This window comes from Buttiauxella sp. AC038 (genome assembly GCF_979253565.1).
Map to the genome: position 1 here is coordinate 2,413,420 of NZ_CEEDCQ010000001.1, position 15,194 is coordinate 2,428,613.

Below are 15,194 nucleotides of genomic sequence, written 5' to 3' on the forward strand. Positions count from 1 at the left end.
TACCATCTCTGTGGTTTGCTTTATCAAGAAGCGGATGTCGCGTAGCCACCAGCAATAAACCAGGTGATGAATACAATCGCTGCAACAATGATTGCTATTGGAAACAGTACGCCAATTTTCATTTTTCTCTCTTTGCTAGTGTTGGTACGTTTGCCACCGGTTGCGGCCATTTTCTTTTGCTTTATACAACGCGGCATCTGCTTGTGCGATAAGGCGTGTCGCGGTGGTTCCGGGTATCAGAGTGGCAATACCGAGACTGATAGTAACATAAGGCATTATGGGTGAGGCTGCGTGTGGGATAGAGAGGGCCTGTAGGTTCAGCCTGATTCGTTCAGCGACTTCAATTGCCTGTTTCTCCACCGCATCTGGCAGCAAAATAATAAACTCCTCTCCGCCAAAGCGAGCAACAGCGTCATGTGTTGAACGAGTAGCCTCCACCAGACATTGAGCGATTTTCACCAGACACTCATCACCAGCCTGATGGCCATAATGATCGTTGTACTTCTTGAAGTAATCGACATCCAGCATGACCAATGAAAGTGGCGTACCGCACTGTTGTTGGCGCTGCATAGCTTTTTCTAGAAGCAGATGAAAAGATCGACGATTGGCAATACCGGTAAGTGGATCGTTATTCGCCAGGTCTTGTAGCCGTTTAATCAATTCTCTATTTTCTTGTTCACGACTAATCGCCAACACAAACCAACCGCGCAAGATTCGACGTCCCGACTCAAAAAGACCCGCCAGAAGTAGATAGAGCAGCGCGTTCAGTACGGTCAGATCAGATGGATAAATAAAATTACAGACCAGAATCGAGATCCAGATTGGCAGGGTGAAACTCAGTAGCACTCGGCCATCAAAATAAAGTGAAATTAGCGCAGTGAAAATCAGCAAGGCAGCGAACGGGAAAACAATCCGCGAATCGCCGCTCGCCAGAAATACATAAAAACATCCTACCCATAACGCGCTGATACAAAGCAATGCTCCGTACAGAAATTTGCTTAACCACTCAGCATGTTGATCGTGCGCCATGCGCAAAATGAAAATGGCTGATGATGAGACTGCGAGAATTAGCCCCATAAGAATTTCCAGTATGGGTACTGATGCCGTAACGCTGGCGATTTGCAGCGAGGGTGAGAAGTAATGCCTGCCTAAAATAAATAAGCAGAACAACAAATTAATCCATAGAAACCACGGGCCACTGACAGTGATTGCCCGTTGGCGCATGGTCTTTAGGCGAAGGTCTAAATTGGGTGAAGCCCTACGTCTTTCTGACAAACATCATCTCCGAATGCCGCGAGGCATGATTGGGTCTAAAAAACTGCGGAAATGTAACATTTTTTATTCAGCAAATTCAGCGTGTTTGCATATTTTTCCGAGTTACATAACAAATGAAGACAGCTAGACTGACAACAATATTGTGGTAACACGTGGAGATAATGCAGTGGAAACCATTAAGGGATACCAGTTAAATGTGCCGGATGCCGTGTTTGCCTGGCAATTGGATGGTAAAGGCGGTGTCGATACCATCGAGGATAACGATACCATTGATGCCGAACATCCTGGTTGGTTGCATTTGAACTATACCAATAGTGCCAGTGCAAATTGGCTGGCAACGACGCCGTTGCTGCCAAATTATGCTCGTGATGCCCTGGCGGGAGAGAGCGTTCGTCCGCGAGTTACGCGCATAGGCGAGGGGACTTTGATTACGTTGCGCTGCATTAATGGCAGTACCGATGAACGCCCGGACCAACTTGTTGCCATGCGTTTATATATTGATGAGCGGCTTATTGTGTCAACGCGTCAGCGTCAAGTTTTGGCGCTCGACGATGTAGTGAATGATCTTAAGGAAGGCGCCGGCCCACTCGATTGTGGAAGCTGGCTGGTGGATGTTTGTGATGCGCTGACCGATCACGCAAGTGAGTTTATTGAACAACTACATGACAAAATCATCGACCTTGAAGATAACTTGCTAGATCAGCAAATTCCGCCGCGTGGTTTCCTTGCTCTACTGCGTAAACAGTTAATCGTCATGCGCCGTTACATGGCACCTCAGCGAGATGTTTATGCGCGCCTTTCGAGTGAGCGTTTACCCTGGATGACTGATGATCATCGTCGTCGCATGCAGGATATTTCCGACAGGTTAGGGCGCGGGCTTGATGAAATTGATGCTTGTATCGCGCGCACTGCGGTTATGACTGACGAAATTGCCCAGGTTATGCAGGAAGCAATGGGAAGAAGAACCTACACCATGTCACTAATGGCGATGGTTTTTTTACCCAGCACTTTTTTGACAGGGCTATTTGGTGTGAATTTGGGCGGTATTCCTGGCGGTGGCTGGCATTTTGGCTTCAGCCTATTTTGTATCATGTTGGTGGTTCTTATAGGCGGTGTTGCCTGGTGGTTACATCGTAGTAAATGGCTGTAAAATTTAACATTTTTAACATTCTGCAGGTTAAAAAAGGCTGCGTTAGTTGAGCAAGGTCAATAAATGGAACGCCGGTTCAAGGCAATATCTCTCTCGCAGGTGAATGCAACGTCAAGCGATGGGCGTTGCGCTCCATATTGTCTTACTTCCTTTTTTAGAATTACTGCATAGCACAATTGATTCGTACGAGCCGACTATTAGTCGGCTTTTTTTTGTCTGCAATATGTGGTCTATGCTTAAAAGGAGTATTTAAAGGAGGCAATGATGACTGTTTATCGAAGATTAGAGATGAGTGACCCGTCGTTTCCGAGTGAACCTACCCCAGTACCTGATCCGATCCCCAGACCTCAGCCGATACCAGACCCACCACTAGATCCCGACCAAAGACCGATTATCGAACCACCACCGCATAGTTAGCGTTGAGGTTTCCCTCTCTCTCAGGCGAGAGAGGGAAGGTATGACTATTTGATTTCGAGGATATCGAGGCGTTGAATTGGCGTTTCACTGTCATCTTCTTCTGGCTGCCAGCCAGCAGGTTGCATCGGCAACTCTTCGCGGTCGAATGCTAAATCTCCGCCATTAACGACTTCAGCACCGTGTTGCAGCCCTTTAAAATCGAACAGTTCCGTGTCACACATGTGCGAAGGCACAACGTTTTGCATGGCACTGAACATGGTTTCGATACGGCCTGGATAACGTCTATCCCAGTCACGCAGCATTTCACCAATGACCTGGCGCTGTAGATTCGGCTGCGAACCACACAGATTGCAAGGAATTATCGGATATTCACGAGCAATTGCAAAACGCTCAATGTCTTTCTCACGGCAATAAGCCAACGGACGAATGACGATATGTTTCCCGTCATCACTCATCAATTTTGGTGGCATACCCTTCATCTTCCCGCCGTAGAACATATTCAGGAACAGCGTCTGAAGGATGTCGTCACGATGATGACCAAGAGCGATTTTCGTCGCACCCAGCTCAGTCGCTGTACGGTAAAGGATGCCACGGCGTAAACGAGAGCACAGAGAACAGGTAGTTTTGCCTTCCGGGATCTTATCTTTAACGATGCCGTAAGTGTTCTCTTCAACAATTTTGTACTCAACACCGATGCTTTCCAGATAGGCAGGCAGGATATGTTCAGGGAAGCCAGGTTGTTTTTGATCGAGGTTAACGGCCACCAGGCTGAAATTAATCGGCGCGCTTTGCTGTAAGTTGCGTAGAATTTCCAGCATGGTGTAGCTGTCTTTGCCGCCTGACAGGCAGACCATAATACGGTCGCCTTCTTCAATCATATTGTAATCGGCGATCGCTTCACCCACGTTACGACGCAGGCGCTTCTGTAATTTGTTCAGGTTGTATTGATCTTTCTTTGTAATTTCTTGTTTATCTTGCATTTTATTGATTTGCCGGTTGTTTCAGGGGCACCACAGGGGCACAGCCTATAGCGCGAGTTTTTGGTTTAGCATGCCGAACCGATCGCCGTTCATATCCTGTATCCAGGTTGAATCAATGTCATAAACCATTTGGGTATTTCATGGCCCATCTGGCAGGCGATAAATGACGGGTTTCTTCCCGTTGTAAGTATCCAGCATGCGTAAGTGTGGCGTGTATGGTACGGATTGCCACCGCGAATGCCAGCACGTTTTACAGCTGCGTTCCATTCGGGCTCAATTGACGATAGTGAATAGTAAAGTTTTTGCTCATCCAGCCAGATTCCGGGAACAAAAATGAAGCGTATTTGTTGCGGTTATCTCTTCCTGTATTCACAATGATGAAATATGCAGAACATGCGGACTCTCTTGCTTAGTTGGCTTATTTTTGCGCAATTGTTGTTATAATAATCAGTAGCATGAAAATACCACCTAAATAAATACATATAGATTGCATGGGTAATTTCACTTATGTATTATGCCGCGCCGACCGTTAACCCTCTCCAGAGTGTGTGATTATTAAATCGAATGTGTCGGTAGTATTACCAAACCGCCACTAGCTCATCGGGAAGAGCGGCAATCATAGGTTGTAGTACGGGGTTCGAGGCTCCGGTGGCGGACCAAAGCGGTCATCGTATAATGGCTATTACCTCAGCCTTCCAAGCTGATGATGCGGGTTCGATTCCCGCTGACCGCTCCAAACTAAACTCTCCTGAAGTCTACCTAACTCAATTTTCCCTTGATAAATCAGCAGCTATAGCATTCTATTAGTCAATTGAACTCAATAGTACTCCCTCAGGGTCAACCCTAATGTGGGGGTATGGATGGGGGTATAATTGTACCCCTGCTGAGAGGTACCCCCAATGAAGTTAACTGCTCGTCAGGTTGAAACTGCAAAACCCAAAGAGAAGCCCTACAAACTGGCCGATGGTGGTGGTCTTTACTTGCTGGTTAATCCCAACGGTAAGAGATACTGGCGTCTCAAATACCGTTCGCTACGCAAAGAGAAGCTGCTTGCGATTGGCGTTTACCCCGATGTTTCTTTAGCTGAAGCCAGAAGTAAGCGTGAGGATGCTAAAAGGACATTAGCGGCTGGCAACGATCCTTCTCTTGAGCGCAAAATTGAGAAACTTAGTCGTCAACAGGACGCAGAAAACTCGTTTGAAGCTATCACTCGGGAGTGGTATCAGCGTCGCTATGATCGCTGGTCTGTCTCCTATCGTGAAGAGATGATGAGAACCTTTGAGACGGATGTGTTTCCATATATCGGTCACCGACCAATCAAAGATATCAAGCCGATGGAGTTGCTTGCCGTTCTGTCTAAGATCGAGGCTCGAGGTGCAACAGAGAAGGTCCGTAAAGTTCGTCAAAGGTGTGGAGAGGTCTGGAAGTATGCAATAGTCACTGGCAGGGCTGAGTACAACCCAGCGCCTGATTTAGCCAGTGCCGTAACTCCTCATGAGAAAAAGCATTATGCTTTTTTAACCCAGGACGAATTGCCAGAGTTTCTTCGTATCCTGCACACCTATACTGGTAGTGTGCTTGTTAAGTTATCCATGCAGCTGCTTATTTTGACCGGAGTAAGGCCCGGAGAACTGAGACAAGCAGAGTGGCGGGAATTTGATTTTGAGCGAAAGGTTTGGAACGTACCCGCAGAACGCATGAAAATGCGCCGTCCCCATTTAGTTCCATTGTCAAGCCAGGCAATTGACCTACTTAATCAGCTTAAACTCATGACGGGAGCAGGAGCGTTGTTGTTCCCTGGACGTAATAATCCCAAGAAACCGATGAGTGATATGGCATTGACTGTGTTGGTCAAGCGCATCGGCTATGCCGGACTCGTTACGGGGCATGGATTCCGTCACACGATGAGTACCATTTTGCATGAGCAGGGATTCAACTCGGCTTGGATTGAGCTACAACTGGCTCACGTCGATAAGAACTCTATTCGTGGGACATATAACCACGCTCAGTATCTGGAAGGGAGAAGGGATATGATGCAGTGGTACGGGGATTTTACTAGTAATTTAGGAAAAAAAGGGATTATTACAAGCTGATATGTTGAAATGCAGTCTCGAAAAGTAATTAAACCCGTCCAGACGTCTGGACGGGTTTAATTCAATATATGCTGCTAACTGCAATAGTTGAAAAACCAGAGTAGTAGTGACTATTGCTACAAATTTTTGCCTAAGTCAAAACTTGGTCTGCCTATACACTGATGTTATTTTCAACACAGAAAATAAGGGAGGTAGGTATGTTTGGGGCGATTCAGCCACTGGATATATACAACAAGAACATCAACATACTGATTGGCTTAGGCGCTTCAGTTGACTTGTTCCCGACGCTATCTTCATTCATATATGAGAATTCAAATATATATTTACACTGTTCTGTCCCAGAGAGATATTGTGAGATACTTACACATCCTTTTCTATTTACTAATGATTTACTTATATATTTCAGCAACCCCGTGCAACCGATTATTCCCAGTGGTTGACAGAATTTTGAACGACGTTGCTCCTTCCCCATCAGCCTTACGAGAAAGGACATCCGATAACTCATCAAGCGTATAGGCATTGCTGGCTGAGACTACACCAATCTTTTGTTTCCCATCTGCATGATTAATTTCCTGAGCAACAGAGGCGGTATTCACTGAAAAAAATCCCATGACCAAAGTAGTAATAAGTAGTGTTTTCATATCTAGCACCTCATTTAACAATATGTTTGAAACTGGGTTTTATCAGAAGTAACTTCATCCGTCTGTATATTCAAATATACAGTTCTAAGCTGTCATGAGGCTGACCGCTATATGACAAAATTGTCAGGGTTGTAGATTGGTTAATTTTTTTGAATACAGGTTCAGCTCGTTAATAATGCAGTCAGGTTCTTCAAGTAGAGGCATATTGTCTATGTCTAGAACTCCATCATTTTTTTGTGGATTATCAGTCTGCAGGTCTGCAAACAGTGGGGTAAGATCCTGCTGTGCTTCTCCTGGTATAGCCACCAGCTCGAACGTTTTATTTTTTGCCTCGTCGTTGGTCAGGGCACTGACCAGAACCTGGGCTATTTGCTCCCGGGATATCACACCATCTTCCGGTGTTCCTGCATGGCGACGATCTCCCTGAAGCATAACGATTCTGTGTTCATCATCATTGTTGTAATCAAACCAGCCGGGCCTGACGATGGTATAGGGATGACCACTTGCCCTGACCAGACGTTCGGCACGTCTTTTCCAGTCATGAACTTCAGTACGCTGGTTCCAGGTGCTGAGCCGTTCAGTCACGCCAATCGTGGTCATTAAGCCGATGCGAACAGGCGTATCCTTGAATATCCTTAAAATATTACGCACTCCGCCGTAATCTATCGCCCTGGCACCAATACGCCCCTGGCCATCGGAACCGAGAGTGAAGATGATGGCATCAATATTTTTCGGCAAATCGGTGAGTGTTTCAGGCATTGAAACATCGCCGTAAAAAACATCCGTTCCACGAGGAAGTAATTTTACTTTGCGCTTATTTCTGACCAGCGCCACGGGTTGATGACCCATTTCGATAACGGTATTCACGACGTGAACACCAATACTTCCTGTCGCCCCTGCAACGAGTATTTTCATGATAAACCTTCTGATAATTCAGACTTATTTTCGATACAGTCAGAATATCAATTATCATTATTGTCAGTAATGGGGCTAAAATGATTGTGTCTATGAACACCCTTCATGAGTGCGCGTTGAAGGGAATGTCTCCACAAGGAAATTGACGATGCTCAAAGAAAACTTCAACGAACTGCAAATCTTTCTTGTGGTAGCAAGGGAGCGAAGTTTTACCAAAGCAGCGGGTAAACTGGGCGTTTCTCAGTCTGCACTCAGTCACGCAATGAAGGCACTGGAGGAAAGGCTGAATATCCGCCTTCTGACCCGTACGACCCGAAGCGTAGCCCCTACAGAGGCCGGTGAGAGAATTATTGCCTGCCTTGAACCTCGTATTGCCGATCTTGAGCAGGAGCTAGAATCGCTTGTTCAACTGAACGGCAGTGCCTCCGGCAATATCCGTTTATCTGCTGGGGAGCATTCCGCGCGAAGTCTGGTATGGCCGAAGTTAAAATCCTTCCTCAGGGAATATCCGGAAATCAATCTCGAACTGGTGGTTGATAACGGTTTTGTCGATATTGTTGAGGGGCGTTTTGATGCGGGGATCCGCCTTGGCGAAAGCGTAGATAAGGATATGATCGCGGTGAGGATTGGACCGGAAATGCGTATGGCAGTGGTGGGAGCACCGTCCTATTTTGCCGCTAGCCGCGTACCCGAAACACCGCACGAGCTACAAAACCATCGGTGTATCAATATGCGCCTGCCGACTGCCGGTGGACTTTACCATTGGGAGTTTGAGAAGGATGGGAAACCGTTACGCGTCAGAGTGGAAGGGCAGGTAACGTTTAATCTGCAGGCGGAAAGAATTGATGCGGCTTTATCCGGTTTTGGCATCGCCTGTATACCTGAAGACAGGGTGCAGGATTATATAAAGTCAGGAGAGCTGATTCAGGTTCTGCAGGACTGGTGTCCGTCTTTCCCCGGATATTATCTTTACTACCCGAGCCGTAAGCAGCATCCGCCAGCTTTTGCGCTGATGATCGATGCACTTCGCTATCAGGAATAAAGGGTCCGCCAATCTCAGCGGACCCGTCCGGATATTAACGGCCTACGCGGGCCTGGTGCTCAGGAGAGTAACGTTCGCCGACGATTTTAAACGTTTCAAGCGCCTGGGTTATCTGACGTGAGTCATCCTGGGAAAGCATGATGTCGGCAGCCCCCAGGTTTTCCTCAAGCCGGTGCAGTTTGGTGGTGCCAGGAATAGGAGCAATCCAAGGCTTTTGTGCCAGCAGCCACGCCAGCGCGATTTGCGCAGACGTCACGCCTTTCTCTGCCGCCAGTTCACCCAGCAATGAGACCAGCTTTTCATTGGCTTCAATCGCCTGCTCGGCGAAACGCGGCACTTGGCTTCTGTAATCATCCTTGCCAAACGTCGCTCCTGGTTTAATCGAACCCGTCAGGAAGCCCTTGCCTAATGGGCTGAAAGGCACAAAACCAATACCCAGTTCCTCCAGTAAAGGCAGGATCTCCCGCTCAGGCTCGCGCCACCACATTGAGTATTCGCTTTGCAAGGCAGTGACAGGTTGTACGGCATGGGCACGACGAATGGTCTGCGCACCCGCTTCGGACAGACCGAAATGTTTGACTTTGCCTTCCGCGATCAGGTCTTTCACTGTACCCGCAACATCTTCAATGGGGACAGCCGGGTCGACACGATGTTGATACAGCAGATCAATGACATCAGTCTTTAGACGGCGTAATGTGCCTTCAACGGCTTCACGGATATGCTCCGGACGGCTGTTTAAAATCTGCTGCTTGTTGTCGTCGCCAAAAGTAAAACCAAACTTGGTGGCGATGACCACGCGGTCACGAAACGGTTTTAAGGCTTCGCCGACAACCTCTTCATTAAGGAAGGGGCCATATACTTCGGCGGTATCGAAGAAGGTGACGCCACGTTCAACCGCAGCGCGAATGAGCTCGATAGCCTGACGGGTATCGGTCGCCGGGCCGTAGCCGTGGCTTAAGCCCATGCAGCCGAGTCCAAGCGCTGAGACTTCGAGCCCGGATTGACCCAGATAACGTTTTTGCATTGAATAAATACCTCTTTTATCGCGTCTTAAACATCAAGTTTTCGGCCAGTCAGCCATTCCACCATCGCCGGGTCGCGGTGAGAGAAGAAGGCACTGGTTGCGGTGTCGAGGGAGGCAATTTGCAGCATATCTTCAGAGCTGAGTTCAAAATCGAGGATGTTAATATTCTCTTCCATTCGTTCTTTTCGCACCGATTTGGCCAGTGAAACGATGCCTCGCTGGAAGATCCAACGCAGTACAACCTGGCCCACGCTTTTGCCGTACTTCTGACCAATTGCCGTTAACACGGGATGCTGGAACAGGCCATTTTTACCCTCAGCAAACGGTGCCCAGGCTTCCGGCTGAATGCCACGGCTTTGATTCCATGGAACAGCATGCAGCTGCTGGTTGAAGGGGTTAACTTCAATCTGGTTTACCGCAGGGGCAACTTTGTTGAAGGCGATAAGGTCGGCCAGTCTGTCAGGATGGAAATTGCTGACACCAATGGCGCGAATTTTGCCTGCCTGCTGCAGTTCTTCCATAGCACGCCATGCCCCATGGACATCGCCATAAGGCTGGTGAATCAGATACAGGTCGACGTAATCAAGTTGCAGCCGATTCAGGGAGCGTTCGAACTGTGCTTTAGCGCCTTCGTAATTGGTATCCTGTAGCCAAAGTTTGGTCGTTACAAAGAGTTCGTTACGGGCAATACTGGTCTGTTTCAGTGCGTTCCCGACCTGGGTTTCATTCTGGTAAGACGCAGCGGTATCGATCAGGCGGTATCCTGTATCTATGGCATCAATAACGGCTCTTTCGCATTCTCCGGCATCCGTCATCTGGAAGACACCAAAGCCCAGCAGGGGCATTTCAATACCGTTGTTCAGTTTTACAGTTTGCATGACGTTATCCTTCAGCTGTTGTGTAGGAAAAGCATAACGCAAACTGATTTATTCGATTAGATGGGGTAATTAGCTAGGGTTTATTAGATTTGTTCATTAATTTAGAGGGGCTGAAGGTCGGCTTAGTGCCAGGAGCGGACATTAGTGCGGATACAACCACATTAATGCTGGCTTGTAGAAACTCCCTTAATTACGCAAACGTCAATAATTAATTGTGCATACTGAAATTCTCCCAACTCATCATAATCGCCCGCCCCAGCCACAGAGTTCTGGGAAAAACTTTACTTTCTGAGTATCTACAGCTGCTAAGGGGAAGTTACCGGGCTTCAAAAATGTTTCACTACCTTTCAGATGCATCAGCGTCATTCCCCCGTAAATTTGTCCTGCTTATGTCTGATGCAGGAGCCACCCGGTCAGAATATACAGGCTCGTCCATAGACCATTCATCACCAATAGTGAATTATCAAATTACTTTATCGTTATTTCAGTAAATATTATTTTAACGGAAGATAGCGTAAATACTAATTTTCATCGCCAATTCAGGCTGCCCGGGGAAACATGGGACATCTTAAATACCACCTGTTACTGATAGCCAGCACCATTATTATCGCGGGTTCGTTTATTTCAGCACAGGCTCTTTCTGCAGAAATCACCCCTGCTTCGCTTGCGCTGATGCGCTTCTGTCTGGCCGCACTGATTTTGGCACCCTTTATCATCTTCAATCCGGAACGGCGCCGGACCTTTATCCGGATCCTGCCAAAAGGGTTAATTATCAGTTTTTTCTATGCCACCTTTTTCCTGCTTATGTTTAAAGCGTTGAAAACAACCACCACGCTGAATACCGGCACGCTTTATACCCTGGTACCTTTTCTGACTGCGGTGGCCAGTATTTTCCTGTTCAGGGATAAAATTCGTCCCGGGACACTCCTGGTTTACATCATCAGCACCATCGGTACAGTTTGGGTGATCAGCCGGGGGGATGTGGGCATACTCCTGCACCTGAAGTTGAACCATGGAGATGCTCTGTTCCTGGTGGGATGTCTTTCTATGGTGGGATTCTCGGTGTCGATGAAACTGCTGTACAAAGGCGAAGAGATGTTGGTTTTTGTGTTCACGACTCTTGTCGCAGGCGCGGCATGGATGGCCGGTGCGCTGATACTCTCCGGGGAGATCCCTGATTATTCCGGAATGGATCCTGAGAAATTTCTGCATATGCTTTACCTTGCCGTCTTCGCTACGCTGCTGACATCCTGGATCATGCAGATTGCGACTGTGAAGCTAAGTCCTCGTCAAGTTTCAGCTTATATCTACCTGAACCCGGTTTTTGTGGCGTTCATTAGCATGCTGAGCAGTGGGCAGCCTCTGCCAGTTAGCGTTTATCCAGGTATCGCATTGTCAGTCCTTGCTACTGTTCTGCTTCAGGTACAGGCCGTTAAGGAGCGGCGACCTGTCACGGCGTGAAGTTGAACCGACCAAAGATTTATCCCTTATCGATCTCCCGGAAAGCTGCCATCACGAAATCAATGAACAGGCGGACCTTTTGCGATTGTTCCTTATGATAAGGGTAAACTGCATACAGCGAATGGGTGTCAGGCACCCATTCCGGCATGACCTCAACCAGTTCTCCTGACTCTAGTTCCGGACGGACAAACTCTTCCGGAATAAGAATAATACCCAGCCCCTTTATTGCTGCCTGCTTCAGGGCAATGCCGTTGTTTACCGAATAATTGGCTGGCATCAGATCTACAGAAGTGCTCTCGTTTCCTCGGGTAAAAATCCATTTTCTTGGTGAAGAAGAAAGGCTGTAGACAAGGCAGTCGTGTTCTTTCAGATTGTCCGGATGAGTCGCAGGTGCGGCCTGACTGAGGTAGTCAGGGGATGCACAAAGCACCCGGCGAACCTTACAGATCAGTCGAGAGCGCATGGAAGAATCATTCAGCACCCCTCCACCTCGGATAGCAACATCAACACCTTTGTCTATCAGATCAACATAGGTGTCACTCAGGATGACCTCAGTACTGATATAAGGATACTGGTGTCTGAAGTCGCAGATGAGCGGATTAATTTTAATTAATCCGTACGACATCGGGGCGCTGACCCTCAGACTGCCTTTCGGGGAAAATGAGGAGGCCATGACGGACTGGTCAGCTGACTCCAGCGCATCCAGTACGCTGCAAATCTGACGGTAATAGACCAGCCCGGACTCCGTTACGTTCATCCTGCGCGTGGTACGATTAATTAACGCGGTACCCAGATGATCCTCAAGCTCATTAATATTTTTACTGACAGCTGCTTGCGACAAATGCAGATCTTCTGCCGCTGCCTTAAAGGTACCCAGCTCCACTACCCGGCGAAAAATATTCAATGCCGTTATTCTGTTCATATTTACTCTTAATTTACTATCAGTGAATTATATTATCACTACAACGATCTTTATACACTTTCAGGAAATCAGTATCGTAACGGCACTATTAACTGATGGCAATTATCATGAATAAAATCCTCATCCTGAATGGCAGTAACAGTGTGCCGGAAGAATCCATTAACGGGCTATTGGCCTCCGAGGTTGCCACTAAATTCTCCCGACATGAAGTGTGCCAGGTGAGCCTTCACGACCTTCCATTACCTATGTACCAACTAGGCCATGAGAATGATGTGTTGCCAGATACCGTTAGCCAATTAGGCCAAATTGTCAGGGATTGCACTGCGCTTGTTATCGTGTCACCTGAACATAACGGATTGATGCCGGCCTGTCTCAAAAATGCTATTGACTGGTTGTCCCGCATACGTGAACAGGGCGAGTCGTTCTTTGGTATCCATGGGAAAAAAGTTCTGCTGTTAAGCACGTCGCCGGGTCAAAACGGTGGGGCAACTAACCTCAAGTATATGGGCGAGCTGATGCCATGGTGGGGCTGTGAGGTGGCAGGCACCTACAGTGTGGGGGACTTTTATAAAAAATATCAGAACGGCAGCTTCGATACAGAAACCGACACGGCGCTACAGGTTCTGGTTTCTCAGTTCGAATCACAGCTCTGATATTTCTTCTTCATCATTATCCCTTCATCAAGGGAGTTTGCTTCTGTTGGCTGCGATTGCAGCCTTTTTTGCTATTTCTTTGTAACTTTCTGACATGACCAATCACGCCAGACCATACTGATCTGACAACATTTAATTACTAATTCTCTGACTATAACTATATGGAGGTCAAAATGGCTGTTCTGGAAAATGGTAGCTGGTATCCGAATATGTCCGCAGATACGCTAACGCTTGAGGATACCTTTTCGGGTAAAGTCCTGCCGCAAGCCGGGCGTTATCATCTATACGTCTCTGCCGCTTGCCCCTTTGCTCACCGGCCATGGCTGGTTATTCAGACGTTGGGACTTGATGAGGTGATCTCTGTTTCATCAGTGGCCGCCATCCGGGATGACAACGGATGGGCCTTCAGTAAGGAAAATCCCGATCCAGTAAACCAGGAAGCCTACCTGCGTTCACTGTATGTGCATTCCAAATCAGATTTTACCGGCCGGGTTTCGGTGCCTGCTCTTTGGGACAAGCAGAACAGGGAAATCGTTTGTAGCGATTCTGCCGCGCTTGCTGAGACGCTCGCCACCGACTGGAAGACTCTTGCACGTAATAGCATCGATTTGTTTCCGGCATCGCTTGCCAGTGAGGTAGAAGAATTGAATGCCTGGCTTCATAGCAACATAAACCGCCGTGTTTATCAGGTAGGTTTTGCGACTAGTCAGGAGGATTATGAACGTGAAGTTGCCGTTCTTTTTGAGGCATTGGGAATACTGGACGACAGGCTGGCCACTACGCTGTACCTATTCGGTAATGAATTGACCTTATCCGACCTTTTCCTGTTCCCGTCACTGGTAAGATTTGAAACCATATATGCCGTTCATTTCAAGGCAAATAGCAGACCACTTGAGACGTTTTCAGCCCTGTACCGATACATGCTGAATTTACTCACCCGGGAGTCGTTCCGCCAGACCGTACATATGCACCACATTCATCAACACTATTATTTGTCTCATCGCCATATCAATCCTACAGGTATTATCCCTGCAGGACCTCGTCCTGAGTGGTTGAAGCAATTTGGTTTGATGGATTAACCATTGAGGGTCGATAAAACTTTCGTTTATAAGTAAGAGGCCCTTTTTAAATACTCAGTATTTGATTATTCTGAATTAAGCGGTTAAAACCTTTTTCTGGCTATTAGCGATGCTAATGCGGAAGAGGTAATAAACATTCCTTTAAATTAGTACTTATAAATTCGAACTTGTCGGCTTGTAGAAGACAAACATTCCAACTCCGTCATTACCCAGGTCCTCGACGCTGATTATCGAAAATCCGCATTTGTTCACGTAAAAACCAACGTTATTGATAAGACTGGTTGGTGTTCTCAACTTCCATCCTTCTTTACATGGTTGCATCTTTTCAATCTCTAACCATGCACGGTGGCCATAACCGTTTCCTTGTTCTTCAGGCAAAATAAATAGCTTTTCCAGGAGGTTTGCTTCATGAACTGCTCTCGAAATGACAGCCCCGCCTATCAGATGGTTAGCCACCCAAAACCCCAGGACACATTTCCCCGGCATGCTTATTTCGGATTCACATGAAAATTCATCTTCTGCATCACCTTCATCATCCTCCATATCAGCAGGGAAATAAGATGCATTCGATTCAAAAGACAAAGTATAAATTCGTTCAAGTTCGTTGGCATCAGCAATTATGGCTGCTTTAATGAGCATGAATTTCCTTGTAATAAATTAGCAA

The 15,194-nt window shown here is 47.2% G+C and carries 16 protein-coding genes, 1 tRNA gene and 1 pseudogene; 8 read left to right on the top strand and 10 right to left on the bottom strand.

Going from position 1 to position 15,194, the window contains the following annotated elements:
• Positions 1-23: 23 nt before the first annotated feature.
• A complete protein-coding gene (locus AC0IXI_RS11515) occupies positions 24-122 on the bottom strand; it encodes a YoaK family small membrane protein (protein ID WP_151993583.1) in 99 nt (32 codons plus the stop codon).
• A 13-nt stretch (positions 123-135) separates the two neighbouring features.
• Positions 136-1,224 (bottom strand): GGDEF domain-containing protein, encoded by a 1,089-nt coding sequence (locus AC0IXI_RS11520; RefSeq protein ID WP_413498212.1) that lies wholly within the window; start codon positions 1,222-1,224, stop codon positions 136-138.
• A 217-nt stretch (positions 1,225-1,441) separates the two neighbouring features.
• Here AC0IXI_RS11520 and zntB point away from each other — a divergent pair, with 217 nt between their 5' ends.
• Both zntB and ynaL read left to right on the top strand, forming a co-directional pair.
• Complete coding sequence (gene zntB, locus AC0IXI_RS11525) at positions 1,442-2,425, top strand: zinc transporter ZntB (protein WP_134182428.1); 984 nt, start codon at positions 1,442-1,444, stop codon at positions 2,423-2,425.
• A 264-nt stretch (positions 2,426-2,689) separates the two neighbouring features.
• On the top strand, positions 2,690-2,842 hold the full coding sequence (ynaL, locus tag AC0IXI_RS11530; RefSeq protein WP_461336306.1) for a proline-rich small protein YnaL: 153 nt from the start codon (positions 2,690-2,692) through the stop codon (positions 2,840-2,842).
• 44 nt (positions 2,843-2,886) lie between these two features.
• Here the strand turns inward: ynaL and ttcA are convergent, their stop codons facing one another.
• The gene (gene ttcA, locus AC0IXI_RS11535; RefSeq protein WP_064511591.1) at positions 2,887-3,822 is read right to left on the bottom strand and encodes a tRNA 2-thiocytidine(32) synthetase TtcA; all 936 of its coding nucleotides are present in this window, start codon (positions 3,820-3,822) and stop codon (positions 2,887-2,889) included.
• Between the two features lie 45 nt (positions 3,823-3,867).
• A pseudogene (locus AC0IXI_RS11540) lies at positions 3,868-4,172 on the bottom strand (site-specific integrase); the annotation flags it as partial.
• A 311-nt stretch (positions 4,173-4,483) separates the two neighbouring features.
• On the opposite strand from AC0IXI_RS11540, the gene AC0IXI_RS11545 reads away from it, so the two are divergent.
• A tRNA-Gly gene (locus AC0IXI_RS11545) sits at positions 4,484-4,558 on the top strand.
• Between the two features lie 163 nt (positions 4,559-4,721).
• Positions 4,722-5,915, top strand: coding sequence for a tyrosine-type recombinase/integrase (locus AC0IXI_RS11550; RefSeq protein WP_154149238.1), 1,194 nt, complete (start codon positions 4,722-4,724; stop codon positions 5,913-5,915).
• A gap of 389 nt (positions 5,916-6,304) precedes the next feature.
• Here the strand turns inward: AC0IXI_RS11550 and AC0IXI_RS11555 are convergent, their stop codons facing one another.
• The gene (locus AC0IXI_RS11555; protein ID WP_471682425.1) at positions 6,305-6,556 is read right to left on the bottom strand and encodes a YdgH/BhsA/McbA family protein; all 252 of its coding nucleotides are present in this window, start codon (positions 6,554-6,556) and stop codon (positions 6,305-6,307) included.
• A gap of 123 nt (positions 6,557-6,679) precedes the next feature.
• Positions 6,680-7,471, bottom strand: coding sequence for an SDR family oxidoreductase (locus AC0IXI_RS11560; RefSeq protein WP_471682426.1), 792 nt, complete (start codon positions 7,469-7,471; stop codon positions 6,680-6,682).
• Between the two features lie 148 nt (positions 7,472-7,619).
• On the opposite strand from AC0IXI_RS11560, the gene AC0IXI_RS11565 reads away from it, so the two are divergent.
• A complete protein-coding gene (locus AC0IXI_RS11565; RefSeq protein ID WP_064558686.1) occupies positions 7,620-8,513 on the top strand; it encodes a LysR family transcriptional regulator in 894 nt (297 codons plus the stop codon).
• A gap of 34 nt (positions 8,514-8,547) precedes the next feature.
• On the opposite strand, the gene AC0IXI_RS11570 is transcribed toward AC0IXI_RS11565, so the two are convergent.
• Both AC0IXI_RS11570 and AC0IXI_RS11575 read right to left on the bottom strand, forming a co-directional pair.
• Positions 8,548-9,537, bottom strand: coding sequence for an aldo/keto reductase (locus AC0IXI_RS11570; RefSeq protein WP_471682427.1), 990 nt, complete (start codon positions 9,535-9,537; stop codon positions 8,548-8,550).
• Positions 9,538-9,563: 26 nt separating this feature from the next.
• On the bottom strand, positions 9,564-10,415 hold the full coding sequence (locus AC0IXI_RS11575; RefSeq protein ID WP_471682428.1) for an aldo/keto reductase: 852 nt from the start codon (positions 10,413-10,415) through the stop codon (positions 9,564-9,566).
• Positions 10,416-10,973: 558 nt separating this feature from the next.
• Here AC0IXI_RS11575 and AC0IXI_RS11580 point away from each other — a divergent pair.
• A complete protein-coding gene (locus AC0IXI_RS11580; RefSeq protein WP_471682429.1) occupies positions 10,974-11,876 on the top strand; it encodes a DMT family transporter in 903 nt (300 codons plus the stop codon).
• A 19-nt stretch (positions 11,877-11,895) separates the two neighbouring features.
• On the opposite strand, the gene AC0IXI_RS11585 is transcribed toward AC0IXI_RS11580, so the two are convergent.
• Positions 11,896-12,798: a LysR family transcriptional regulator gene (locus AC0IXI_RS11585; RefSeq protein ID WP_471682430.1), complete on the bottom strand. Its 903-nt coding sequence runs from the start codon at positions 12,796-12,798 to the stop codon at positions 11,896-11,898.
• A gap of 107 nt (positions 12,799-12,905) precedes the next feature.
• Here AC0IXI_RS11585 and AC0IXI_RS11590 point away from each other — a divergent pair, with 107 nt between their 5' ends.
• A complete protein-coding gene (locus tag AC0IXI_RS11590; RefSeq protein ID WP_064519231.1) occupies positions 12,906-13,451 on the top strand; it encodes an NADPH-dependent FMN reductase in 546 nt (181 codons plus the stop codon).
• Positions 13,452-13,624: 173 nt separating this feature from the next.
• Entirely contained in the window at positions 13,625-14,530 is a 906-nt protein-coding gene (locus AC0IXI_RS11595; protein WP_471682431.1) for a glutathione S-transferase C-terminal domain-containing protein, read from the top strand.
• 153 nt (positions 14,531-14,683) lie between these two features.
• Here AC0IXI_RS11595 and AC0IXI_RS11600 read toward each other — a convergent pair whose 3' ends face one another.
• Entirely contained in the window at positions 14,684-15,169 is a 486-nt protein-coding gene (locus AC0IXI_RS11600; RefSeq protein WP_471682432.1) for a GNAT family N-acetyltransferase, read from the bottom strand.
• Positions 15,170-15,194 lie beyond the last annotated feature (25 nt).

Excerpts from the sequence above, each read along its gene's own strand:
- AC0IXI_RS11515 (WP_151993583.1), bottom strand. The coding sequence starts at position 122 with ATGAAAATTGGCGTACTGTTTCCAATAGCAATCATTGTTGCAGCGATT.
- AC0IXI_RS11520 (WP_413498212.1), bottom strand. The coding sequence starts at position 1,224 with ATGCGCCAACGGGCAATCACTGTCAGTGGCCCGTGGTTTCTATGGATT.
- ynaL (WP_461336306.1), top strand. The coding sequence starts at position 2,690 with ATGACTGTTTATCGAAGATTAGAGATGAGTGACCCGTCGTTTCCGAGT.
- ttcA (WP_064511591.1), bottom strand. The coding sequence starts at position 3,822 with ATGCAAGATAAACAAGAAATTACAAAGAAAGATCAATACAACCTGAAC.
- AC0IXI_RS11550 (WP_154149238.1), top strand. The coding sequence starts at position 4,722 with ATGAAGTTAACTGCTCGTCAGGTTGAAACTGCAAAACCCAAAGAGAAG.
- AC0IXI_RS11555 (WP_471682425.1), bottom strand. The coding sequence starts at position 6,556 with ATGAAAACACTACTTATTACTACTTTGGTCATGGGATTTTTTTCAGTG.
- AC0IXI_RS11560 (WP_471682426.1), bottom strand. The coding sequence starts at position 7,471 with ATGAAAATACTCGTTGCAGGGGCGACAGGAAGTATTGGTGTTCACGTC.
- AC0IXI_RS11565 (WP_064558686.1), top strand. The coding sequence starts at position 7,620 with ATGCTCAAAGAAAACTTCAACGAACTGCAAATCTTTCTTGTGGTAGCA.
- AC0IXI_RS11570 (WP_471682427.1), bottom strand. The coding sequence starts at position 9,537 with ATGCAAAAACGTTATCTGGGTCAATCCGGGCTCGAAGTCTCAGCGCTT.
- AC0IXI_RS11575 (WP_471682428.1), bottom strand. The coding sequence starts at position 10,415 with ATGCAAACTGTAAAACTGAACAACGGTATTGAAATGCCCCTGCTGGGC.
- AC0IXI_RS11580 (WP_471682429.1), top strand. The coding sequence starts at position 10,974 with ATGGGACATCTTAAATACCACCTGTTACTGATAGCCAGCACCATTATT.
- AC0IXI_RS11585 (WP_471682430.1), bottom strand. The coding sequence starts at position 12,798 with ATGAACAGAATAACGGCATTGAATATTTTTCGCCGGGTAGTGGAGCTG.
- AC0IXI_RS11590 (WP_064519231.1), top strand. The coding sequence starts at position 12,906 with ATGAATAAAATCCTCATCCTGAATGGCAGTAACAGTGTGCCGGAAGAA.
- AC0IXI_RS11595 (WP_471682431.1), top strand. The coding sequence starts at position 13,625 with ATGGCTGTTCTGGAAAATGGTAGCTGGTATCCGAATATGTCCGCAGAT.
- AC0IXI_RS11600 (WP_471682432.1), bottom strand. The coding sequence starts at position 15,169 with ATGCTCATTAAAGCAGCCATAATTGCTGATGCCAACGAACTTGAACGA.